Source organism: Dietzia lutea (assembly GCF_003096075.1).
Classification (GTDB): domain Bacteria; phylum Actinomycetota; class Actinomycetes; order Mycobacteriales; family Mycobacteriaceae; genus Dietzia; species Dietzia lutea.
On record NZ_CP015449.1, the window covers coordinates 2518889 to 2533638 of the forward strand.

24 protein-coding genes are annotated in these 14750 nt (G+C 67.6%); all 24 read right to left on the minus strand.

Features of this window, described 5'->3' with window-relative positions:
* Positions 1-90: 90 nt before the first annotated feature.
* Positions 91-696 carry a 30S ribosomal protein S4 gene (gene rpsD, locus A6035_RS11465; protein ID WP_007628084.1) on the minus strand — a complete coding sequence of 202 codons (606 nt, stop codon included), beginning with the start codon at positions 694-696 and terminating at the stop codon, positions 91-93.
* A 22-nt stretch (positions 697-718) separates the two neighbouring features.
* Positions 719-1126 (minus strand): 30S ribosomal protein S11, encoded by a 408-nt coding sequence (gene rpsK / locus A6035_RS11470; RefSeq protein WP_043566757.1) that lies wholly within the window; start codon positions 1124-1126, stop codon positions 719-721.
* Entirely contained in the window at positions 1126-1494 is a 369-nt protein-coding gene (gene rpsM / locus A6035_RS11475) for a 30S ribosomal protein S13 (protein WP_007628088.1), read from the minus strand. The genes rpsK and rpsM overlap by 1 nt, the downstream gene beginning before the upstream one ends.
* Before the next feature lie 168 nt (positions 1495-1662).
* Entirely contained in the window at positions 1663-1884 is a 222-nt protein-coding gene (gene infA / locus A6035_RS11480; RefSeq protein ID WP_005140011.1) for a translation initiation factor IF-1, read from the minus strand.
* Between the two features lie 113 nt (positions 1885-1997).
* Positions 1998-3278 (minus strand): lipase family protein, encoded by a 1281-nt coding sequence (locus A6035_RS11485; RefSeq protein ID WP_108847891.1) that lies wholly within the window; start codon positions 3276-3278, stop codon positions 1998-2000.
* Positions 3279-3311: 33 nt separating this feature from the next.
* Complete coding sequence (gene map, locus A6035_RS11490) at positions 3312-4109, minus strand: type I methionyl aminopeptidase (RefSeq protein WP_108847892.1); 798 nt, start codon at positions 4107-4109, stop codon at positions 3312-3314.
* An 8-nt stretch (positions 4110-4117) separates the two neighbouring features.
* Positions 4118-4663, minus strand: a complete 546-nt coding sequence (locus A6035_RS11495; RefSeq protein ID WP_108847893.1) for an adenylate kinase — start codon at positions 4661-4663, stop codon at positions 4118-4120.
* 48 nt (positions 4664-4711) lie between these two features.
* Positions 4712-6034, minus strand: coding sequence for a preprotein translocase subunit SecY (gene secY, locus A6035_RS11500; protein WP_061228299.1), 1323 nt, complete (start codon positions 6032-6034; stop codon positions 4712-4714).
* A 204-nt stretch (positions 6035-6238) separates the two neighbouring features.
* Positions 6239-6685: a 50S ribosomal protein L15 gene (gene rplO / locus A6035_RS11505; protein WP_108847894.1), complete on the minus strand. Its 447-nt coding sequence runs from the start codon at positions 6683-6685 to the stop codon at positions 6239-6241.
* Between the two features lie 2 nt (positions 6686-6687).
* Complete coding sequence (gene rpmD, locus A6035_RS11510) at positions 6688-6870, minus strand: 50S ribosomal protein L30 (RefSeq protein ID WP_007628098.1); 183 nt, start codon at positions 6868-6870, stop codon at positions 6688-6690.
* 3 nt (positions 6871-6873) lie between these two features.
* Positions 6874-7533, minus strand: a complete 660-nt coding sequence (gene rpsE, locus A6035_RS11515) for a 30S ribosomal protein S5 (RefSeq protein WP_063971886.1) — start codon at positions 7531-7533, stop codon at positions 6874-6876.
* A 43-nt stretch (positions 7534-7576) separates the two neighbouring features.
* Positions 7577-7972, minus strand: coding sequence for a 50S ribosomal protein L18 (gene rplR, locus A6035_RS11520; RefSeq protein ID WP_108849247.1), 396 nt, complete (start codon positions 7970-7972; stop codon positions 7577-7579).
* 2 nt (positions 7973-7974) lie between these two features.
* Positions 7975-8511, minus strand: coding sequence for a 50S ribosomal protein L6 (gene rplF, locus A6035_RS11525; protein ID WP_108847895.1), 537 nt, complete (start codon positions 8509-8511; stop codon positions 7975-7977).
* 12 nt (positions 8512-8523) lie between these two features.
* Positions 8524-8922, minus strand: coding sequence for a 30S ribosomal protein S8 (rpsH, locus tag A6035_RS11530; RefSeq protein WP_007628106.1), 399 nt, complete (start codon positions 8920-8922; stop codon positions 8524-8526).
* A gap of 271 nt (positions 8923-9193) precedes the next feature.
* Positions 9194-9766, minus strand: coding sequence for a 50S ribosomal protein L5 (gene rplE, locus A6035_RS11535; protein ID WP_063971884.1), 573 nt, complete (start codon positions 9764-9766; stop codon positions 9194-9196).
* A gap of 2 nt (positions 9767-9768) precedes the next feature.
* Positions 9769-10083 (minus strand): 50S ribosomal protein L24, encoded by a 315-nt coding sequence (gene rplX, locus A6035_RS11540; RefSeq protein ID WP_070720656.1) that lies wholly within the window; start codon positions 10081-10083, stop codon positions 9769-9771.
* 1 nt (position 10084) lies between these two features.
* The gene (rplN, locus tag A6035_RS11545; protein ID WP_007628112.1) at positions 10085-10453 is read right to left on the minus strand and encodes a 50S ribosomal protein L14; all 369 of its coding nucleotides are present in this window, start codon (positions 10451-10453) and stop codon (positions 10085-10087) included.
* A 144-nt stretch (positions 10454-10597) separates the two neighbouring features.
* Positions 10598-12073 (minus strand): alpha/beta hydrolase, encoded by a 1476-nt coding sequence (locus A6035_RS11550; RefSeq protein WP_244192420.1) that lies wholly within the window; start codon positions 12071-12073, stop codon positions 10598-10600.
* Between the two features lie 174 nt (positions 12074-12247).
* Positions 12248-12544 (minus strand): 30S ribosomal protein S17, encoded by a 297-nt coding sequence (gene rpsQ, locus A6035_RS11555; RefSeq protein WP_200836305.1) that lies wholly within the window; start codon positions 12542-12544, stop codon positions 12248-12250.
* On the minus strand, positions 12541-12771 hold the full coding sequence (gene rpmC, locus A6035_RS11560) for a 50S ribosomal protein L29 (protein WP_007628118.1): 231 nt from the start codon (positions 12769-12771) through the stop codon (positions 12541-12543). Before rpmC ends, rpsQ begins: the two co-directional genes overlap by 4 nt.
* Positions 12771-13187 (minus strand): 50S ribosomal protein L16, encoded by a 417-nt coding sequence (rplP, locus tag A6035_RS11565; RefSeq protein ID WP_010541175.1) that lies wholly within the window; start codon positions 13185-13187, stop codon positions 12771-12773. The genes rpmC and rplP overlap by 1 nt, the downstream gene beginning before the upstream one ends.
* Before the next feature lie 2 nt (positions 13188-13189).
* On the minus strand, positions 13190-14023 hold the full coding sequence (rpsC, locus tag A6035_RS11570; RefSeq protein ID WP_108847897.1) for a 30S ribosomal protein S3: 834 nt from the start codon (positions 14021-14023) through the stop codon (positions 13190-13192).
* On the minus strand, positions 14024-14461 hold the full coding sequence (gene rplV, locus A6035_RS11575) for a 50S ribosomal protein L22 (protein ID WP_108847898.1): 438 nt from the start codon (positions 14459-14461) through the stop codon (positions 14024-14026).
* Positions 14458-14739 (minus strand): 30S ribosomal protein S19, encoded by a 282-nt coding sequence (gene rpsS / locus A6035_RS11580; protein WP_007628126.1) that lies wholly within the window; start codon positions 14737-14739, stop codon positions 14458-14460. The genes rplV and rpsS overlap by 4 nt, the downstream gene beginning before the upstream one ends.
* Positions 14740-14750 lie beyond the last annotated feature (11 nt).

Consider the following 14750-nt stretch of genomic DNA (forward strand, 5'->3'; position numbering starts at 1 on the left):
TTCTCGGCGCCCGCTATTTGACGCCGTGGGAACCCACCGTCGCCGGGCGGGCCGCGGTGTGCGGCCCGCCCGGCGACGAGGGAGGACAGATCACTTCGAGTAGAGCTCGACGATCAGCTGCTCCTGCAGCGGCACCTCGATCTGGGCGCGCTCGGGGAGCTGGTGGACGAGGATCCGCAGGGTCGTGGGGACGACCTGCAGCCACGCCGGGACGGGACGCTCACCGAGCGTCTCCTGGGCGATCTCGAACCAGTCCATCTTGGTGGACTTGGGACGGACATCGATGATGTCGTACTGCGAGACGCGGTAGCTCGGGATGGTCACCTTCTGGTCGTTGACCAGGAAGTGGCCGTGCGCCACGAGCTGACGGGCCTGACGGCGCGTCCGCGCGAGACCCGCGCGGTACACGACGTTGTCCAGTCGCGACTCGAGGATCTGGAGGAGGTTCTCGCCGGTCTTACCGGCGCGGCGGTTGGCCTCCTCGTAGTAGCGACGGAACTGCTTCTCCATCACGCCGTAGGTGAAGCGGGCCTTCTGCTTCTCCTGGAGCTGGGTGCGGTACTCGGACTCCTTGATCCGCGCACGGCCGTGGTGACCGGGCGGGAAGGGCCGACGCTCGAATGCGGTGTCTCCACCCACGAGGTCCACGCCGAGGCGGCGGGACTTGCGGGTGACGGGGCCGGTGTAACGTGCCATGGTCTAGTGCGTTCCTTCCGGCTCAGACTCGACGCCGCTTGGGCGGACGACAGCCGTTGTGGGGCTGGGGGGTGACATCGGAGATCGTGCCCACCTCGAGGCCTGCGGCCTGGAGGGAGCGGATCGCGGTCTCACGTCCCGAGCCGGGGCCCTTGACGAACACGTCGACCTTCTTGACGCCGTGCTCCTGCGCCTTGCGGGCCGCGTTCTCGGCGGCGAGCTGGGCGGCGAAGGGCGTCGACTTACGCGAGCCCTTGAAGCCGACGTGGCCGGAGGACGCCCATGCGAGGACGCCACCGGACGGGTCGGTGATCGAGACGATCGTGTTGTTGAACGTGCTCTTGATGTGGGCCTGGCCCAGGGGCACGTTCTTCTTATCCTTGCGACGGCCCGTCTTCTTGGGGCCCGCAGCGCGTGACTTGGGGGGCATTACTTCTTCTTTCCGGCGACGGTCTTCTTCGGACCCTTACGGGTACGGGCATTGGTCTTGGTGCGCTGACCACGGACGGGTAGGCCACGACGGTGACGCAGTCCCTGGTAGCTACCGATCTCGATCTTCCGGCGGATGTCGCCCTGGATCTCGCGGCGGAGGTCACCCTCCACCTTGTAGTTGCCCTCGATGTCGTCACGAAGGACGGTCAGCTGCTCGTCGGTGAGGTCCTTGGTGCGCAGGTCGGGGCTGATGCCCGTACGCTCCAGGATCTCCAGCGACCGGGTGCGACCGATGCCGAAAATGTAGGTGAGCGCGATCTCCATGCGCTTGTCGCGTGGGAGATCGACGCCGGCAAGGCGTGCCATGTGGCGTATCTCTTTCGTCGTGCGGTAGGTCTGCTCCCCGACCGCCCCCGATCCGGATGGTCATCTCTCGATGAGCAGCCGTCCGGGGCCCCGGCCTCCGCAACCGGGGGTACGAACCCGCCGACCCCTTTCGCGGAGGCGGCGGCTGGTACGGGGAGTTGAGCGTCTTTACTTGTAGCGGTAGACGATCCGACCACGCGTCAGGTCGTAGGGCGAGAGCTCCACGACGACGCGGTCCTCCGGGAGGATGCGGATGTAGTGCTGCCGCATCTTCCCGCTGATGTGGGCGAGGACCTTGTGCCCGTTCTCGAGCTCGATGCGGAACATTGCGTTCGGCAACGGCTCGACGACACGGCCCTCGACCTCGATGGCTCCGTCTTTCTTTGCCATGCTGGTTACGGTCCTCCACGATTCCCCGGATGACGTCTACCGGATTGTGGTGCACTGGTGGGCACACCGACGTATAAGCCTACGGCAGGCCGGGGCTGCGCGCCAATCGAGGCTCAGACGGTACAGCGCGGCCCGGCGGCCACACCGTCGAACCGCTGCTGCAGCCACGTCATCGCGGCCGGCAGCTTCTCCACGGCGCCCACGAGGTGCTCGGGCGCGATCCCCGGTTCCCAGGTCAGCGGGGTGCCCTCCGCGCAGTAGCGGCGGGCGGTCTCCTCCGCGTCCCAGAACGGCACCAGGGGATCCGTGCGCGCGTGCCACATGAACACCGGGACGCGGGGGACGTCGGGGCTGAGCCGGACGCTGTTGTCCGCGAAGGCGCGCATGAGCCCCTCCTCCGCCATCAGGTCGCCCCCGTGGAGCACCATGGGTACCGATTTGAACGCCCCGAGGGCGAGGAGCGTGGCGGTACACCGACCGCGCAGCTGCTCGAAGAGCGCCCACCCCTCCGGTGTGAGCTTGTCCTCGAGACGGATGGCCTCCGGGTACTCCCGCGCCATGCCCACCGCGGCCGCGAAGGCCAGACCGAACGCCGGATGCGGCGCGTTCCCGATCATGCGGGCCATGGTGGTCATGTCCGTCGGGACACCGCCCTGCGCGACCCCGACGAGGTCGACGTCGGGCGCGTACTCGTCGTGCATCAGGGCCACCCACGCACTGGCGATGCCGCCGCCGGAGTAGCCCAACGCTCCGAACCTGCTCGCGGCGGAGTCGAACCGGGGATCGTCCCGCACCGCACGCATGCCGTCGAGGACGATCCTCGCGGACAGCTGACCGCCCGGATAGGCGACCTTCGGGCCGAGGTGATCGGGGATGACCACGGTCCACCCCTGGTCGAGCCGCACCCGCAAGAACGCCATGACGTTGTCCTGGACCGTCTCCAGCGTCGGGTTGACCAGCGTCTCCGTCGGGGCGCACCGTTGACCGAGCGCGTTGAGGTAGTGCTGGTAACTCAGAACCGGCCCGTTCGGGCGGGCGTGCGGGGGCCTGACGACGGTGGCGGTGGCCAGCAGCGGCCGATCGGCGGTGTCGGTCGACCGATAGGCGATCTCGGTGGTCCGGTACCCGAGGAACACGGGCATCGTCACGTCGCGTGTGTTGATGACCTGCCCGTTACGGGCGGCGGCGAGCACACCGGGGTCCGCGTGGTAGAAGGGCGCCGGCTGCGGCGGCTCCATCACCGGTCCCCCGGGGCGGTCCATGACGGACTGCGCGGCTGCCAGCGGAGCCCACGGCGTCCAGGACTGCGTCAGGGCCACCGCGACACCGACGATCAACGCGAACAGGACCCGGGCCGCCGACCGCGGCACCGGGTACTCAGGCCGGGCGCGCACTCCACACTCCCCTTCTCGCGGATTCCGCCGACGTCACGGCCGCGGCGTGAGGATCCGCGGACCGTCGGCGGTCACGGCGACGGTGTGTTCCCAGTGCGAGGCGGGAGAGCCGTCGACGGTGACGACCGTCCAGTCGTCCGACAGGGTCCGGGTATCGGTCTCCCCGCCGAGAACCAGCATCGGCTCGATCGCCAGCACGGAGCCCTCCTGGAGGCGCGGTCCCCTACCGGGCTTGCCCTCGTTGGCGAGGAACGGCCATTCGTGCATCTCGCGGCCGATGCCGTGGCCGCCGAAACCGTCGACGATCCCGAGAGAGACGCCGTGCCGTTCCTCGGCCCGCCGGGTGGCCACCTCGAGTGCGTGCGACACGTCGGTCAGCCTGTTCCCGGGGAGCATCGCGAGCATGCCCTCCTCGAGGACCTCACGCGTCGCGTCGTTGAGGGCGGCGACGTCCGGCGCGAGGGACCCCACGCCGAAGGACCACGCCGAATCCCCGTGCCATCCCTCCAGGATGGCGCCGCAGTCTATCGAGACGAGGTCGCCATCGCGCAGCACCGTGTCCGGCCCGGGGATCCCGTGCACCACGACCTCGTTGACCGAGGAACAGATGGAACCGGGGAAACCTTCGTAGCCCTTGAAGGACGGTATCGCGCCGGCCTCGCGGATCAACTGCTCAGCGACCTCGTCGAGATCACCCGTCGTCGCACCCGGGACGGCGGCGTCCCGGACCGCGATGAGCGTGCGGCCGACGATGCGCCCCGCCGCCTCCATCGCGTCCAGTTCCCCCGCGGTGCGGGCGGTGACGACGCCCTTGCGCGACCGGCCGAACACGGCGGGCGTCAGCGACCCAGCGCGGCGAGCGCGCGGGCGTTGATCTCCTCGACCTCACCGACGGCGTCGATGCTCTTGACGTCGCCCCCGTAGTACTCGAGCAGCGGGGCGGTCTCGGACCGGTACACCGACATGCGGTTACGGATGACGTCCTCGGTGTCGTCCTCGCGACCACGGGCCAGCATCCGCTGGACCACCGTGTCGTCGTCGACCTTGAACTCCAGCACCGCGTCGAGGGAGCATCCCGCCTCGGAGAGCATCTCCTTGAGGGCGTCGGCCTGCGCGACGCTGCGGGGGTATCCGTCGAGCAGGAAGCCCTCGTCGGCGTCGGGCTCCGCGATGCGGGCCTTGACCATGCGGTTGGTCACCTCGGCGGGCACCAGGTTGCCGGCGTCGATGTACCCCTTCGCCTCCTTGCCCAGGTCGGTGCCCTGCGAGATGTTGGCGCGGAAGAGGTCACCGGTCGAGATGTGGGGGACGCCGAGCTTCTCCGACAACAGAGCCGCCTGGGTTCCCTTGCCGGCACCGGGAGGGCCGAGGAGGACGAGACGCATGGTGGGGACCAGCCTTTCTACAGTGGGGTTGCTCTGACGAGGCCGCGGCTACTTGAGGAAGCCCTCGTAGTTGCGCTGCATCAACTGGGCTTCGATCTGCTTCACGGTGTCGAGGCCCACGGAGACCATGATGAGCACGGCGGTGCCGCCGAACGGCATGTTCTGCATGTCGCCACCCCCGCTGCCCATGTCGAGGAAGATGTTCGGGAGCACGGCGATGAGGCCGAGGTACAACGAGCCGAAGAGCAGGATCCGGTTGAGGACGTAGCCCAGGTACTCGGCGGTCGGACGACCGGGACGGATCCCCGGGATGAAGCCGCCGTACTTCTTCATGTTCTCGGCCTGCTCCATGGGATCGAACTGGATGGCCACGTAGAAGTATGCGAAGAAGATGATGAGGGCGAAGTACAGGACGATGTAGCCCCAGCTCGACGGGTTCTGGAGGTACTGCATCACGTACCGCTGCCAGAACCCGTCGCCCGACGGCTCGGGGCCCTGCACCAGCTGGGTGATGAGGATCGGCACGTACATGAGCGACGACGCGAAGATCACGGGGATGACGCCGGCCTGGTTGACCTTCAGCGGGAGGTAGGTCGAGGTCCCGCCGTATTGGCGGCGACCGACCATCCGCTTGGCGTACTGGACGGGGATCCGGCGCTGTCCCTGCTCGACGAACACGACGGCGACGACGATGAGCACGACCGCGAACATGACCGCGGCGAACTTCATGGTCGACGAGTTCTGGTAGATGTTCACGCCCTCGGCGGGGATGCGGGACGCGATGCCGGCGAAGATGAGCAGCGACATGCCGTTGCCGACGCCGCGGTCGGTGATGAGCTCGCCGAACCACATCACGAGGGCCGCGCCGGCGGTCATGACGATGACGATCGTGATGAGCGTGAGCACGTCGTCGTCCATGAGGACGGACTGCCCGTTACCGAGGAGCTGTCCCCGGTCGGCCAGCGCGACGATGCCGGCGGACTGGAGCACGGCCAGCGCGATGGTCAGATAACGCGTGTACTGCGTCATCTTGGCCTGGCCGGACTGCCCCTCCTTCTTCAGCTGCTCGAAGTAGGGGATGACCACGGTGAGCAGCTGGACGATGATGCTCGCCGTGATGAACGGCATGATGCCGATCGCGAAAACGGACAGCTGCAGCAGCGCGCCACCGGAGAACAGGTTGACCAGGGAGTACAACTGGGCGTTGTCCCCGGTCATCGCGGTGTCGAGCAGGCCGCGCAGCTTGGGGTAGTCGACGCCGGGCGACGGGATCTGCGCGCCGATCCGGTAGAGGATGATGATCCCGAGGGTGAAGAGGATCTTCTTCCTCAGGTCCCGGTCCTTGATCGCGGACGCGAGTGCGGAGAGCACATGTCCTCCTGGTCGTGGTCGGCTGTGGGCCGCCGGTCGTCGAAAGCAGATGCGCCGGGAGCGGGTCGGTTGGACCGCACGGCGGTTGCCGGGCCCGGAGCGCACAACGGGAAAACTCTATCAAGACGAGGGCAGGGGCCGGATCCGAGACTCTCGGACCCGACCCCTGCGCACCTCAGCGGCCCGCGGGGGGCCGACCGGGGATCAGGCCCCGGCCTCCGACACGCTTCCGCCCGCGGCCTCGATCTTGCTCTTGGCCGACGCGGAGACCTTGTCGACGGTCAGGGTGACGGCGACGGAGATCTCCCCGTCACCGAGCACCTTGACCGGCTGGTTCTTGCGGACCGCGCCCGCGCCGACGAGCTCGGTCACGCCGACCTCGCCGCCGTTCGGGAACAGCCGCTGGATGTCGGACACGTTGACGACCTGGAAGACGACCTTGTTGCGGTTCTTGAAGCCCTTGAGCTTCGGGAGCCGCATGTGGATCGGCATCTGGCCGCCCTCGAACGCCGCGGGGACGTTCTTGCGCGCCTTGGTGCCCTTGGTACCGCGGCCGGCGGTCTTGCCCTTCGATCCCTCACCACGACCCACGCGGGTCTTGTCGGTGTGGGCGCCGGGCGCCGGGCGCAGATGGTGCAACTTGATGGTCATGCTCACTCCGTCTCTTCGACCACGACGAGGTGGTTCACGACGTTGATGAGACCCCGGGTCTGCGCGTTGTCCTCACGCACGACCGACTTCCGGATGCCCTTGAGGCCGAGCGTACGCAGGGAGTCCCGCTGGTTCTTCTTGGTCCCGACGGTCCCACGGACCTGGGTGATCTTGAGGTTAGCCATGATCTAGGCCCCCTGTCCGGCACGCGCACGGAGCATGCCCGCGGGCGCGACGTCCTCGATCGGCAGGCCACGACGTGCCGCGACCTCCTCGGGACGGTGCAGACCCTTGAGGGCGGCCACGGTCGCGTGAACGACGTTGATGGCGTTGTCCGAGCCGAGCGACTTGCACAGGATGTCGTTCACCCCGGCGGCCTCGAGCACGGCGCGGGCGGCGCCACCGGCGATGACACCGGTACCCGGGGAGGCCGGACGGAGCATGACGACACCGGCGGCCGCCTCACCCTGGATGGGGTGCGGGATGGTGGAGCCGATGAGCGGGACGCGGAAGAAGTTCTTCCGGGCCTCCTCCGATCCCTTCTGGATCGCGGCCGGCACCTCCTTGGCCTTGCCGTAGCCGACGCCCACCATGCCGTTGCCGTCACCGAGGATCACGAGCGCGGTGAAGCTGAAGCGACGACCGCCCTTCACGACCTTGGAGACACGGTTGATGGTGACGACGCGCTCGATGTACTGCGACTTCTCGTCGTCGTGGCGGCCACGACGATCGTCGCGGCCCCGCCCGCGGCCGCGGTCGCCGCCGCGCCCCTGGGCGTTGTCGTTGGTGTTCTTGTTGTCTGCGGCGGGCCCGTTGCTTCCGCCGTCACGACGCTGACGTCCCGGCATCAGACGGTCCTTCCATTAGCGGTCAGTGCAGTGGTGTTGGTCATCAGAACTCCAGCCCACCCTCGCGGGCGGCGTCGGCGAGCGAGGCGATCCGGCCGTGGTACTTGTTGCCACCACGGTCGAACACGACGGCGTCGATGCCGGCGGCCTTGGCGCGCTCGGCCAGGAGCTGGCCGACCTTCGCGCTGCGGGCCTTCTTGTCGCCCTCGAGGGCGCGCACATCGGCCTCGATGGTCGACGCGGCGGCGAGCGTGCGGCCCGCCTGGTCGTCGACGATCTGGGCGTGGATGTGGCGCGAGGACCGGTTGACGACCAACCGCGGGCGCTCCGAAGTGCCGGAGACCTTCTTGCGGAGGCGGTAATGGCGCCGGGCGCGACCCTCGCGACGTGCGGTCGAGGCGTCGGTTCCCAGCGGGGAACGCTTCTTGGTGCTGCTCATGATCACTTACCCGTCTTTCCGACCTTGCGACGGACCTGCTCGCCGGCGTAGCGGATGCCCTTGCCCTTGTACGGGTCGTGCTTCCGCAGTCGCTTGATGTTGGCGGCGATCTGGCCCACCTGCTGCTTGTCGATACCGGAGACCGAGAACTTGGTCGCACCGTCCACGGCGAACGTGATGCCGTCCGGAGCGGCGACCGGCACCGGATGCGAGTAGCCGAGGGCGAACTCGAGGTCCGAGCCCTTGGCTACGACGCGGTAACCGACGCCGAAGATCTCCATGTCCTGCTTGTAACCTTCGGTCACGCCCACGACCATGTTGTTGACCAGCGAGCGGGAGAGGCCGTGCAGGGAGCGGTTGTCCCGGTGGTCGTCGGGACGGTTCACCGTGATGGTGTTGTCCTCGATAGTCACCGAGATGGGCTCGGGCAGCACCTGGGTGAGCTCACCCTTGGGGCCCTTGACCGTGATGGTCTGGCCGTCGACCTTGATGTCGACACCGGACGGGACTGTGATAGGAGCCTTGCCGATACGTGACATTTCGTCGCCCCCTTACCAGACGTAGGCGAGGACTTCCCCGCCCACCTTCTTGTTGTTCGCCTGACGGTCGGTGAGCAGACCCTGGGACGTCGAGATGATCGCGACGCCCAGTCCGCCGAGGACCTTGGGCAGTTCGGTGGACTTGGCGTACACGCGCAGACCCGGCTTCGAGATGCGCTTGATGCCCTGGATGCTCCGCTGGCGGGACGGGCCGTACTTCAGATCGATGGTGAGCTTCTTGCCCACCTCGGCGTCGGAGACGGCGTAGTCGGCGATGTAACCCTCCTGCTTGAGGATCGCCGCGATGTTGCCCTTGAGCTTGGAATGCGGCATCGACACGGTGTCGTGGAACGCCGAGTTGGCGTTACGCACACGCGTCAGCATGTCCGCGATGGGATCGGTCATCGACATGGATGGACCATGTTCCTTTCTCGTAACGGTTCCCATGCAACACGTCCGTCCGGCGACCTGTGGGTCGCCCACGAACGTCGTGGGCCTATCACGAAGAGTGCGAATGTTCTCTTGTGTGGGATCCGGCTCCCCGTGGGGCGCGCGGGTGTCCCGCCGTTCACAGTGCTCTTCTCACTGTTCACGACCAGACGACTGGGCCGTCTGCCCGTCGCCGGGGATCCGCGATGCGGTGTCCCGGCGAGGACGGCCGGTCCGGCCTGGCAGGAGAGGCTCAGTTCTCCTTGAAGGGGAACCCGAGCTGCTTGAGCAGCGCCCGGCCCTCTTCGTCGTTCGTCGCGGTGGTGACGACGGTGATGTCCATACCACGCGGACGATCGACCTTGTCGACGTCGATCTCGTAGAACATCGTCTGCTCGTTGAGACCGAAGGTGTAGTTGCCGTGGCCGTCGAACTGCTTGCCGGAGAGGCCGCGGAAATCGCGGATACGCGGCAGGGCGACCGTGGTCAGACGGTCCAGGAACTCCCACATGCGGTCGCCTCGCAGGGTGACGCGCGCACCGATGGGCATGCCCTCACGCAGCTTGAACTGCGCGATGGACTTGCGGGCCCGGCGGACCTCGGGCTTCTGACCGGTGATCAGGGTGAGGTCGTTGATCGCGCCGTTGATGAGCTTGGCGTCGCGAGCGGCGTCGCCCACGCCCATGTTGACGACGACCTTGACGACGCCCGGGATCTGCATGACGTTCGTGTACTCGAACGTCTCGTTCAGGGCCGGCTTGATCTCATTGCGGTACTTCGCCTTGAGACGCGGGGTGTAGCCGGAGGGAAGTGCGGTCTCGGTCATGGTCACAGGTCCTTCCCGGTCTTACGCGAGACACGGACGCGCTTGCCGTTCTCGTCGGTGCGGATTCCCACCCGGGTCGGGGTGCCGTCGGCGTCCACGACCATCACGTTGGACACGTGGATCGGGGCCTCCTGGGTGACGATGCCACCGGAGGAGGCGCCACGCTCGGCAGCCGAGTTGGAGGTGTGCTTCTTGATGCGGTTGACGCCCTCGACGAGGACCTTCTCCTGCGCGGGGTAGGCCTGGATGACCTTGCCCTTCGCGCCCTTGTCCTTGCCCGAGATGACGAGCACGGTGTCGCCCTTGTGAACCTTCATGTCAGAGCACCTCCGGAGCCAGCGAGACGATGCGCATGAACTTCTTGTCGCGCAGCTCGCGGCCGACGGGCCCGAAGATGCGCGTGCCGCGCGGGTCGTTGTCGTTCTTGATGATGACGGCGGCGTTCTCGTCGAACTTGATGTACGACCCGTCGGGGCGACGACGCTCCTTGGCGGTGCGCACGATGACGGCCTTGACGACCTCACCCTTCTTGACGTTGCCGCCGGGGATGGCGTCCTTGACGGTGGCGACGATGATGTCGCCCACGCCCGCGTAGCGACGCTTGGACCCGCCGAGAACGCGGATGCAGAGAATCTCCTTGGCACCCGTGTTGTCGGCGACCTTCAGCCGCGACTCCTGCTGGATCATGGTTCTCCTGACCAGGTCTGTTCGATGTGTGCCGGATACCGACCCGACACACGCGGTCATGCAGCCCGGGCACGCGAGAGGTACGCGTCAGCTCGGGCAACTGTTCCAGTGTAGGGTGCGGTGCCTGCGCAGCCCAAATCCCGGTCAGCTGCCCCCCGACCCCGCCGACCCGCCGCCCGCCCCCCGGAGCGGCCCGGATGAGTCGACCGAGCCGGCGGAACCCGCGGAACCGGAAGAGCCGGTGGAGCCGAGAGAGCCGAGCGGTCCGTTATCCCGGTCCGCCACCCCCCCGGTCGTGGCGCGGAAGTTGGGAACGGCGGGATCGAGACCGGAGAGGATGTGCCGCAGGCCCGGAAGCATCTGTGGGACGAAGGCCGGCCAGTTGTGGATACCGGCGTCCATGTAGACGACCTCGAGATCGACGTCCGGGACCCCGCCCAGTGCGGCCTCGAGCGCGAGGGTGCTCTCGTATGACCCCTTCTCGAGGACGTGCCCGTCCAGCAGCACGAGTTCGTTGCTCCCGAAGTACCCCAGCTCGGTCGAGCCGACGAGCCCGGTGGCAGCGCTGAGGAACACGGACTGTCCGGCCAGCCCGCTCGGGTCGGCGACGGTGTCGTGGTCCTCCCACGCCTGCGATCCACGTGGTCCCCACATGTTGGCCACCTCACCGTGGCGGGCGGCCACGGTCAGACGGGCGTACTGGTACCCGAGCTCGTCCAGTGTCGAATAGGCACCCGACACTCCCCCGGCCCCGCTGAACATCTCCGGAGTGGAGTTGGCCAGGTGGAGCGCCGACGCCGCCCCCATCGAGACACCCAACACGCCCCAGTCCCCGTTGTGCGCGAGCCCGTCGGCGGTGCCTTCGAGACCCTGCTCGAGCAGTGGCGGCAGCTCCTCGGTCAGGAACGTCTCCCAACTGTTGGGGCCGAGGACCGGATCGTCGGTCCGCCAGTCGGACCACATCGATGACGGAGCACCCGTCGGTGCGATCACGTTGACGTCGAGGTCTCGCACCGCGGGATCGCCCCAACCCATGCCCCCACTCCACCCCGAGGGTGACTCACTACCCACACCGTCCAGGAAGTAGACGTTGGGGGCGTCGACGCCGGCGGGCGCGCGGTAGACCTCCACCCGCACGACCCGCTGCATCGTCGCCGATGTGACCGTCCATACCTCGGCGCGCCCGTCGACCTCGTGCGCGGACGCCGGGAAGAGCGGGGCGATGCTCCGCACCTCGGACCGGGTGATCGACCGGTCGCGGACCGCTATCGGCTGCCCGGGCGGCAGCGAGCTGCCGGGCCGCGCGAAGTCCCCGGATCCGGCGTCCGCGAGTGATCCGAGGACGCCCGTCAACGGGATCGGCGCGCCTAGCTGCGTCGAGGCCGCGATGCTCAGCGACGGGACCCCCAACAGGCTCCCGGGCGCGACGCTCGGCGCCAGCGACGCCGGGTCGACGGATCCCGGCCCGATCGAGCCGGCGTCGGGACTCTGCGCGGCGGCCGGCACCACCCCGCCGACGGTCAGAGCCACCGCGGCTGCCGACGCGGCGAGGGCGCGCAGCCCGGTGGCGACCCCGGTTCGCACTCCCCGCCGCTGGTCGATGTCCACTCGTACGGTCATGTGGCGTCCTGTCCTGCCTGGGCGATGTCGCTGACGTGTGTGGAGATCCGGTCCGTACCGGACCGATGACACAGTACGTTCCCTGCCGTATCAGCGTCTACTCATGTGACAAATGCGAACAACCCGCTCCCAGGATATCCCGGGGGCGGGTTGTTCGTGTGGAGCGGGACGGACCTACTTGGCCCGCTCGAGGACCTCGACGAGGCGGTACCGCTTGGAGGCGGACAGCGGGCGGGTCTCCATGATCCGCACGCGGTCGCCGACACCGGCGGTGTTGGTCTCGTCGTGCGCCTTGACGCGCTCGGTACGACGCATGATCTTGCCGTACAGCGGGTGCTTCACGCGGTCCTCGAGCTCGACGACGACGGTCTTCTCCATCTTGTCGGACACGACGTACCCGATCCGCACCTTGCGGCTGTTGCGCTCGGTGTTCTCGTTGGACTCAGTCACAACTGCTTCCTTGTCACTCACTTGGCATCACCCGGCGCCGCCGACAGCCCGAGCTCGCGCTCGCGCATGACGGTGTAGATGCGAGCGATGTCGTGACGGACGACACGCAGGCGACGGTTGTTGGTCAGCTGACCGGTGGCCATCTGGAAGCGCAGGTTGAAAAGCTCTTCCTTGGCCTCACGCAGACGCGCGGTCAGCGCTTCCGCGTCGAGCTCGCGCAGCTCGGGGGCGGTGGTTCCACTAGCCATCAGAACTGCTCCTCCCGGGTCACGATGCGGGTCTTACAGGGGAGCTTGTGCTGCGCGCGGCGAAGCGCCTCGCGAGCGGTCTCCTCGTTCGGGTACGACATCTCGAAGAGGATGCGTCCCGGCTTGACGTTGGCGACCCACCACTCGACCGAACCCTTACCGGAGCCCATTCGGACCTCGGCGGGCTTCTTGGTCAGCGGGCGATCGGGGTAGATGTTGATCCACACCTTGCCGCCACGCTTGATGTGGCGGTTGATCGCGATACGGGCCGACTCGATCTGACGGTTCGTGACGTAGGCCGGCTCGAGAGCCTGGATGCCGTAGTCACCGAAGGTCACCTTGGTTCCGCCCTTGGCCCCGCCCTTGCGGCCGGGGTGATGCTGCTTGCGGTGCTTGACGCGCTTCGGGATAAGCACTGTCACGCCTCCCTGGTCTGGTTCTGCGGAGCCTCGGCAGGAGCCTCGGCGGCCGACCCGGAACCGGCGCGGCCGGTCTCTGTGCTGGTCGCCGTGGTGCCCTGGGCGCCCGAACGACGCGGACGACCGGCGCCGCGCTCGCGGCGGGGACCGCGGTCGGCACCGCCACGGTTGCTGGACTGGGCGTACTGGTCGGACTCGCGACGGCCGCCGACGACGTCACCCTTGTAGATCCACACCTTGACGCCGATACGACCGAAGGTCGTCTTGGCCTCGTAGGTGCCGTAGTCGATCTCGGCACGCAGGGTGTGCAGAGGGACGCGTCCCTCGTGGTAGCGCTCCGAGCGGGACATCTCGGCACCGCCGAGACGACCCGAGCAGACGACCTTGATGCCCTTGACCTGCGGCTGACGCATCGCCGACTGGATGCCCTTACGCATCGCGCGGCGGAAGGCCACACGGTTGGAGAGCTGCTCGGCGATCCCCTGGGCCACGAGCTGCGCGTCGGCCTCGGTGTTCTTGATCTCGAGGATGTTGAGGTGGACCTGCTTGCCGGTGAGCTTCTCGAGCTCACCGCGCAGCCGGTCGGCCTCGGCACCCCGGCGACCGATCACGATGCCCGGACGAGCGGTGTGGATGTCCACGTGCACCCGGTCGCGGGTACGCGAGATGTCCACGCCCGAGATGCCGGCCCGCTCCATGCCCTTCGACAGGAGCTGGCGGATCTTGATGTCCTCGGACACGTAGTCGGCGTACTGCTTGTCGGCGAACCACTTGGACGTCCAGTCCGAGGTGATGCCCAGACGGAAGCCGTGCGGATGGATCTTCTGTCCCATTTAGCGGGCACCTCCCTGGTTACGACGTCCCCGGCCGGCCCCGGCCTTCTCGGGCACGCTGGTCACCTCGACGGTGATGTGGCTCGTGCGCTTCCGCACGCGGAAGGCCCGGCCCTGGGCGCGCGGGCGGAACCGCTTGAGGGTCGGCCCCTCGTCGGCGTAGGCCGTGGTCACGACGAGGGTCCGGGGATCCAGGTCGAGGTTGTTCTCGGCGTTGGCCATCGCGGAGGCGAGGACCTTGGCGACCGGCTCGCTGGCGGACTGCGGTGCGAACCGCAGAATGTCCAGCGCGTCGGACGCGTCCTTCCCGCGGATCAGGTCGATCACACGACGCGCCTTCATGGGCGTGACGCGGACGAACTTGGCGGTGGCACGCGCGGTGAGCTTCTGCTCGGACTCCACCGTGCCGTCGGCGGTCTTCTTCGTATCAGTGCTCATCGACGCTTACTCTTCCGATCGTCCTTGATGTGCCCCTTGAACGTGCGCGTCGGCGCGAACTCGCCGAGCTTGTGACCCACCATCGAGTCGGACACGAACACGGGCACATGCTTGCGGCCGTCATGGACGGCGAACGTGTGGCCGATGAAATCGGGCAGGATCGTCGAGCGACGCGACCAGGTCTTGATGACCTGATGAGTGCCCTTGTCGTTCTGCACGTCCACCTTCGCGAGGAGGTGTTCGTCGACGAACGGACCCTTCTTGAGACTACGAGGCATCCTAGTTTCCC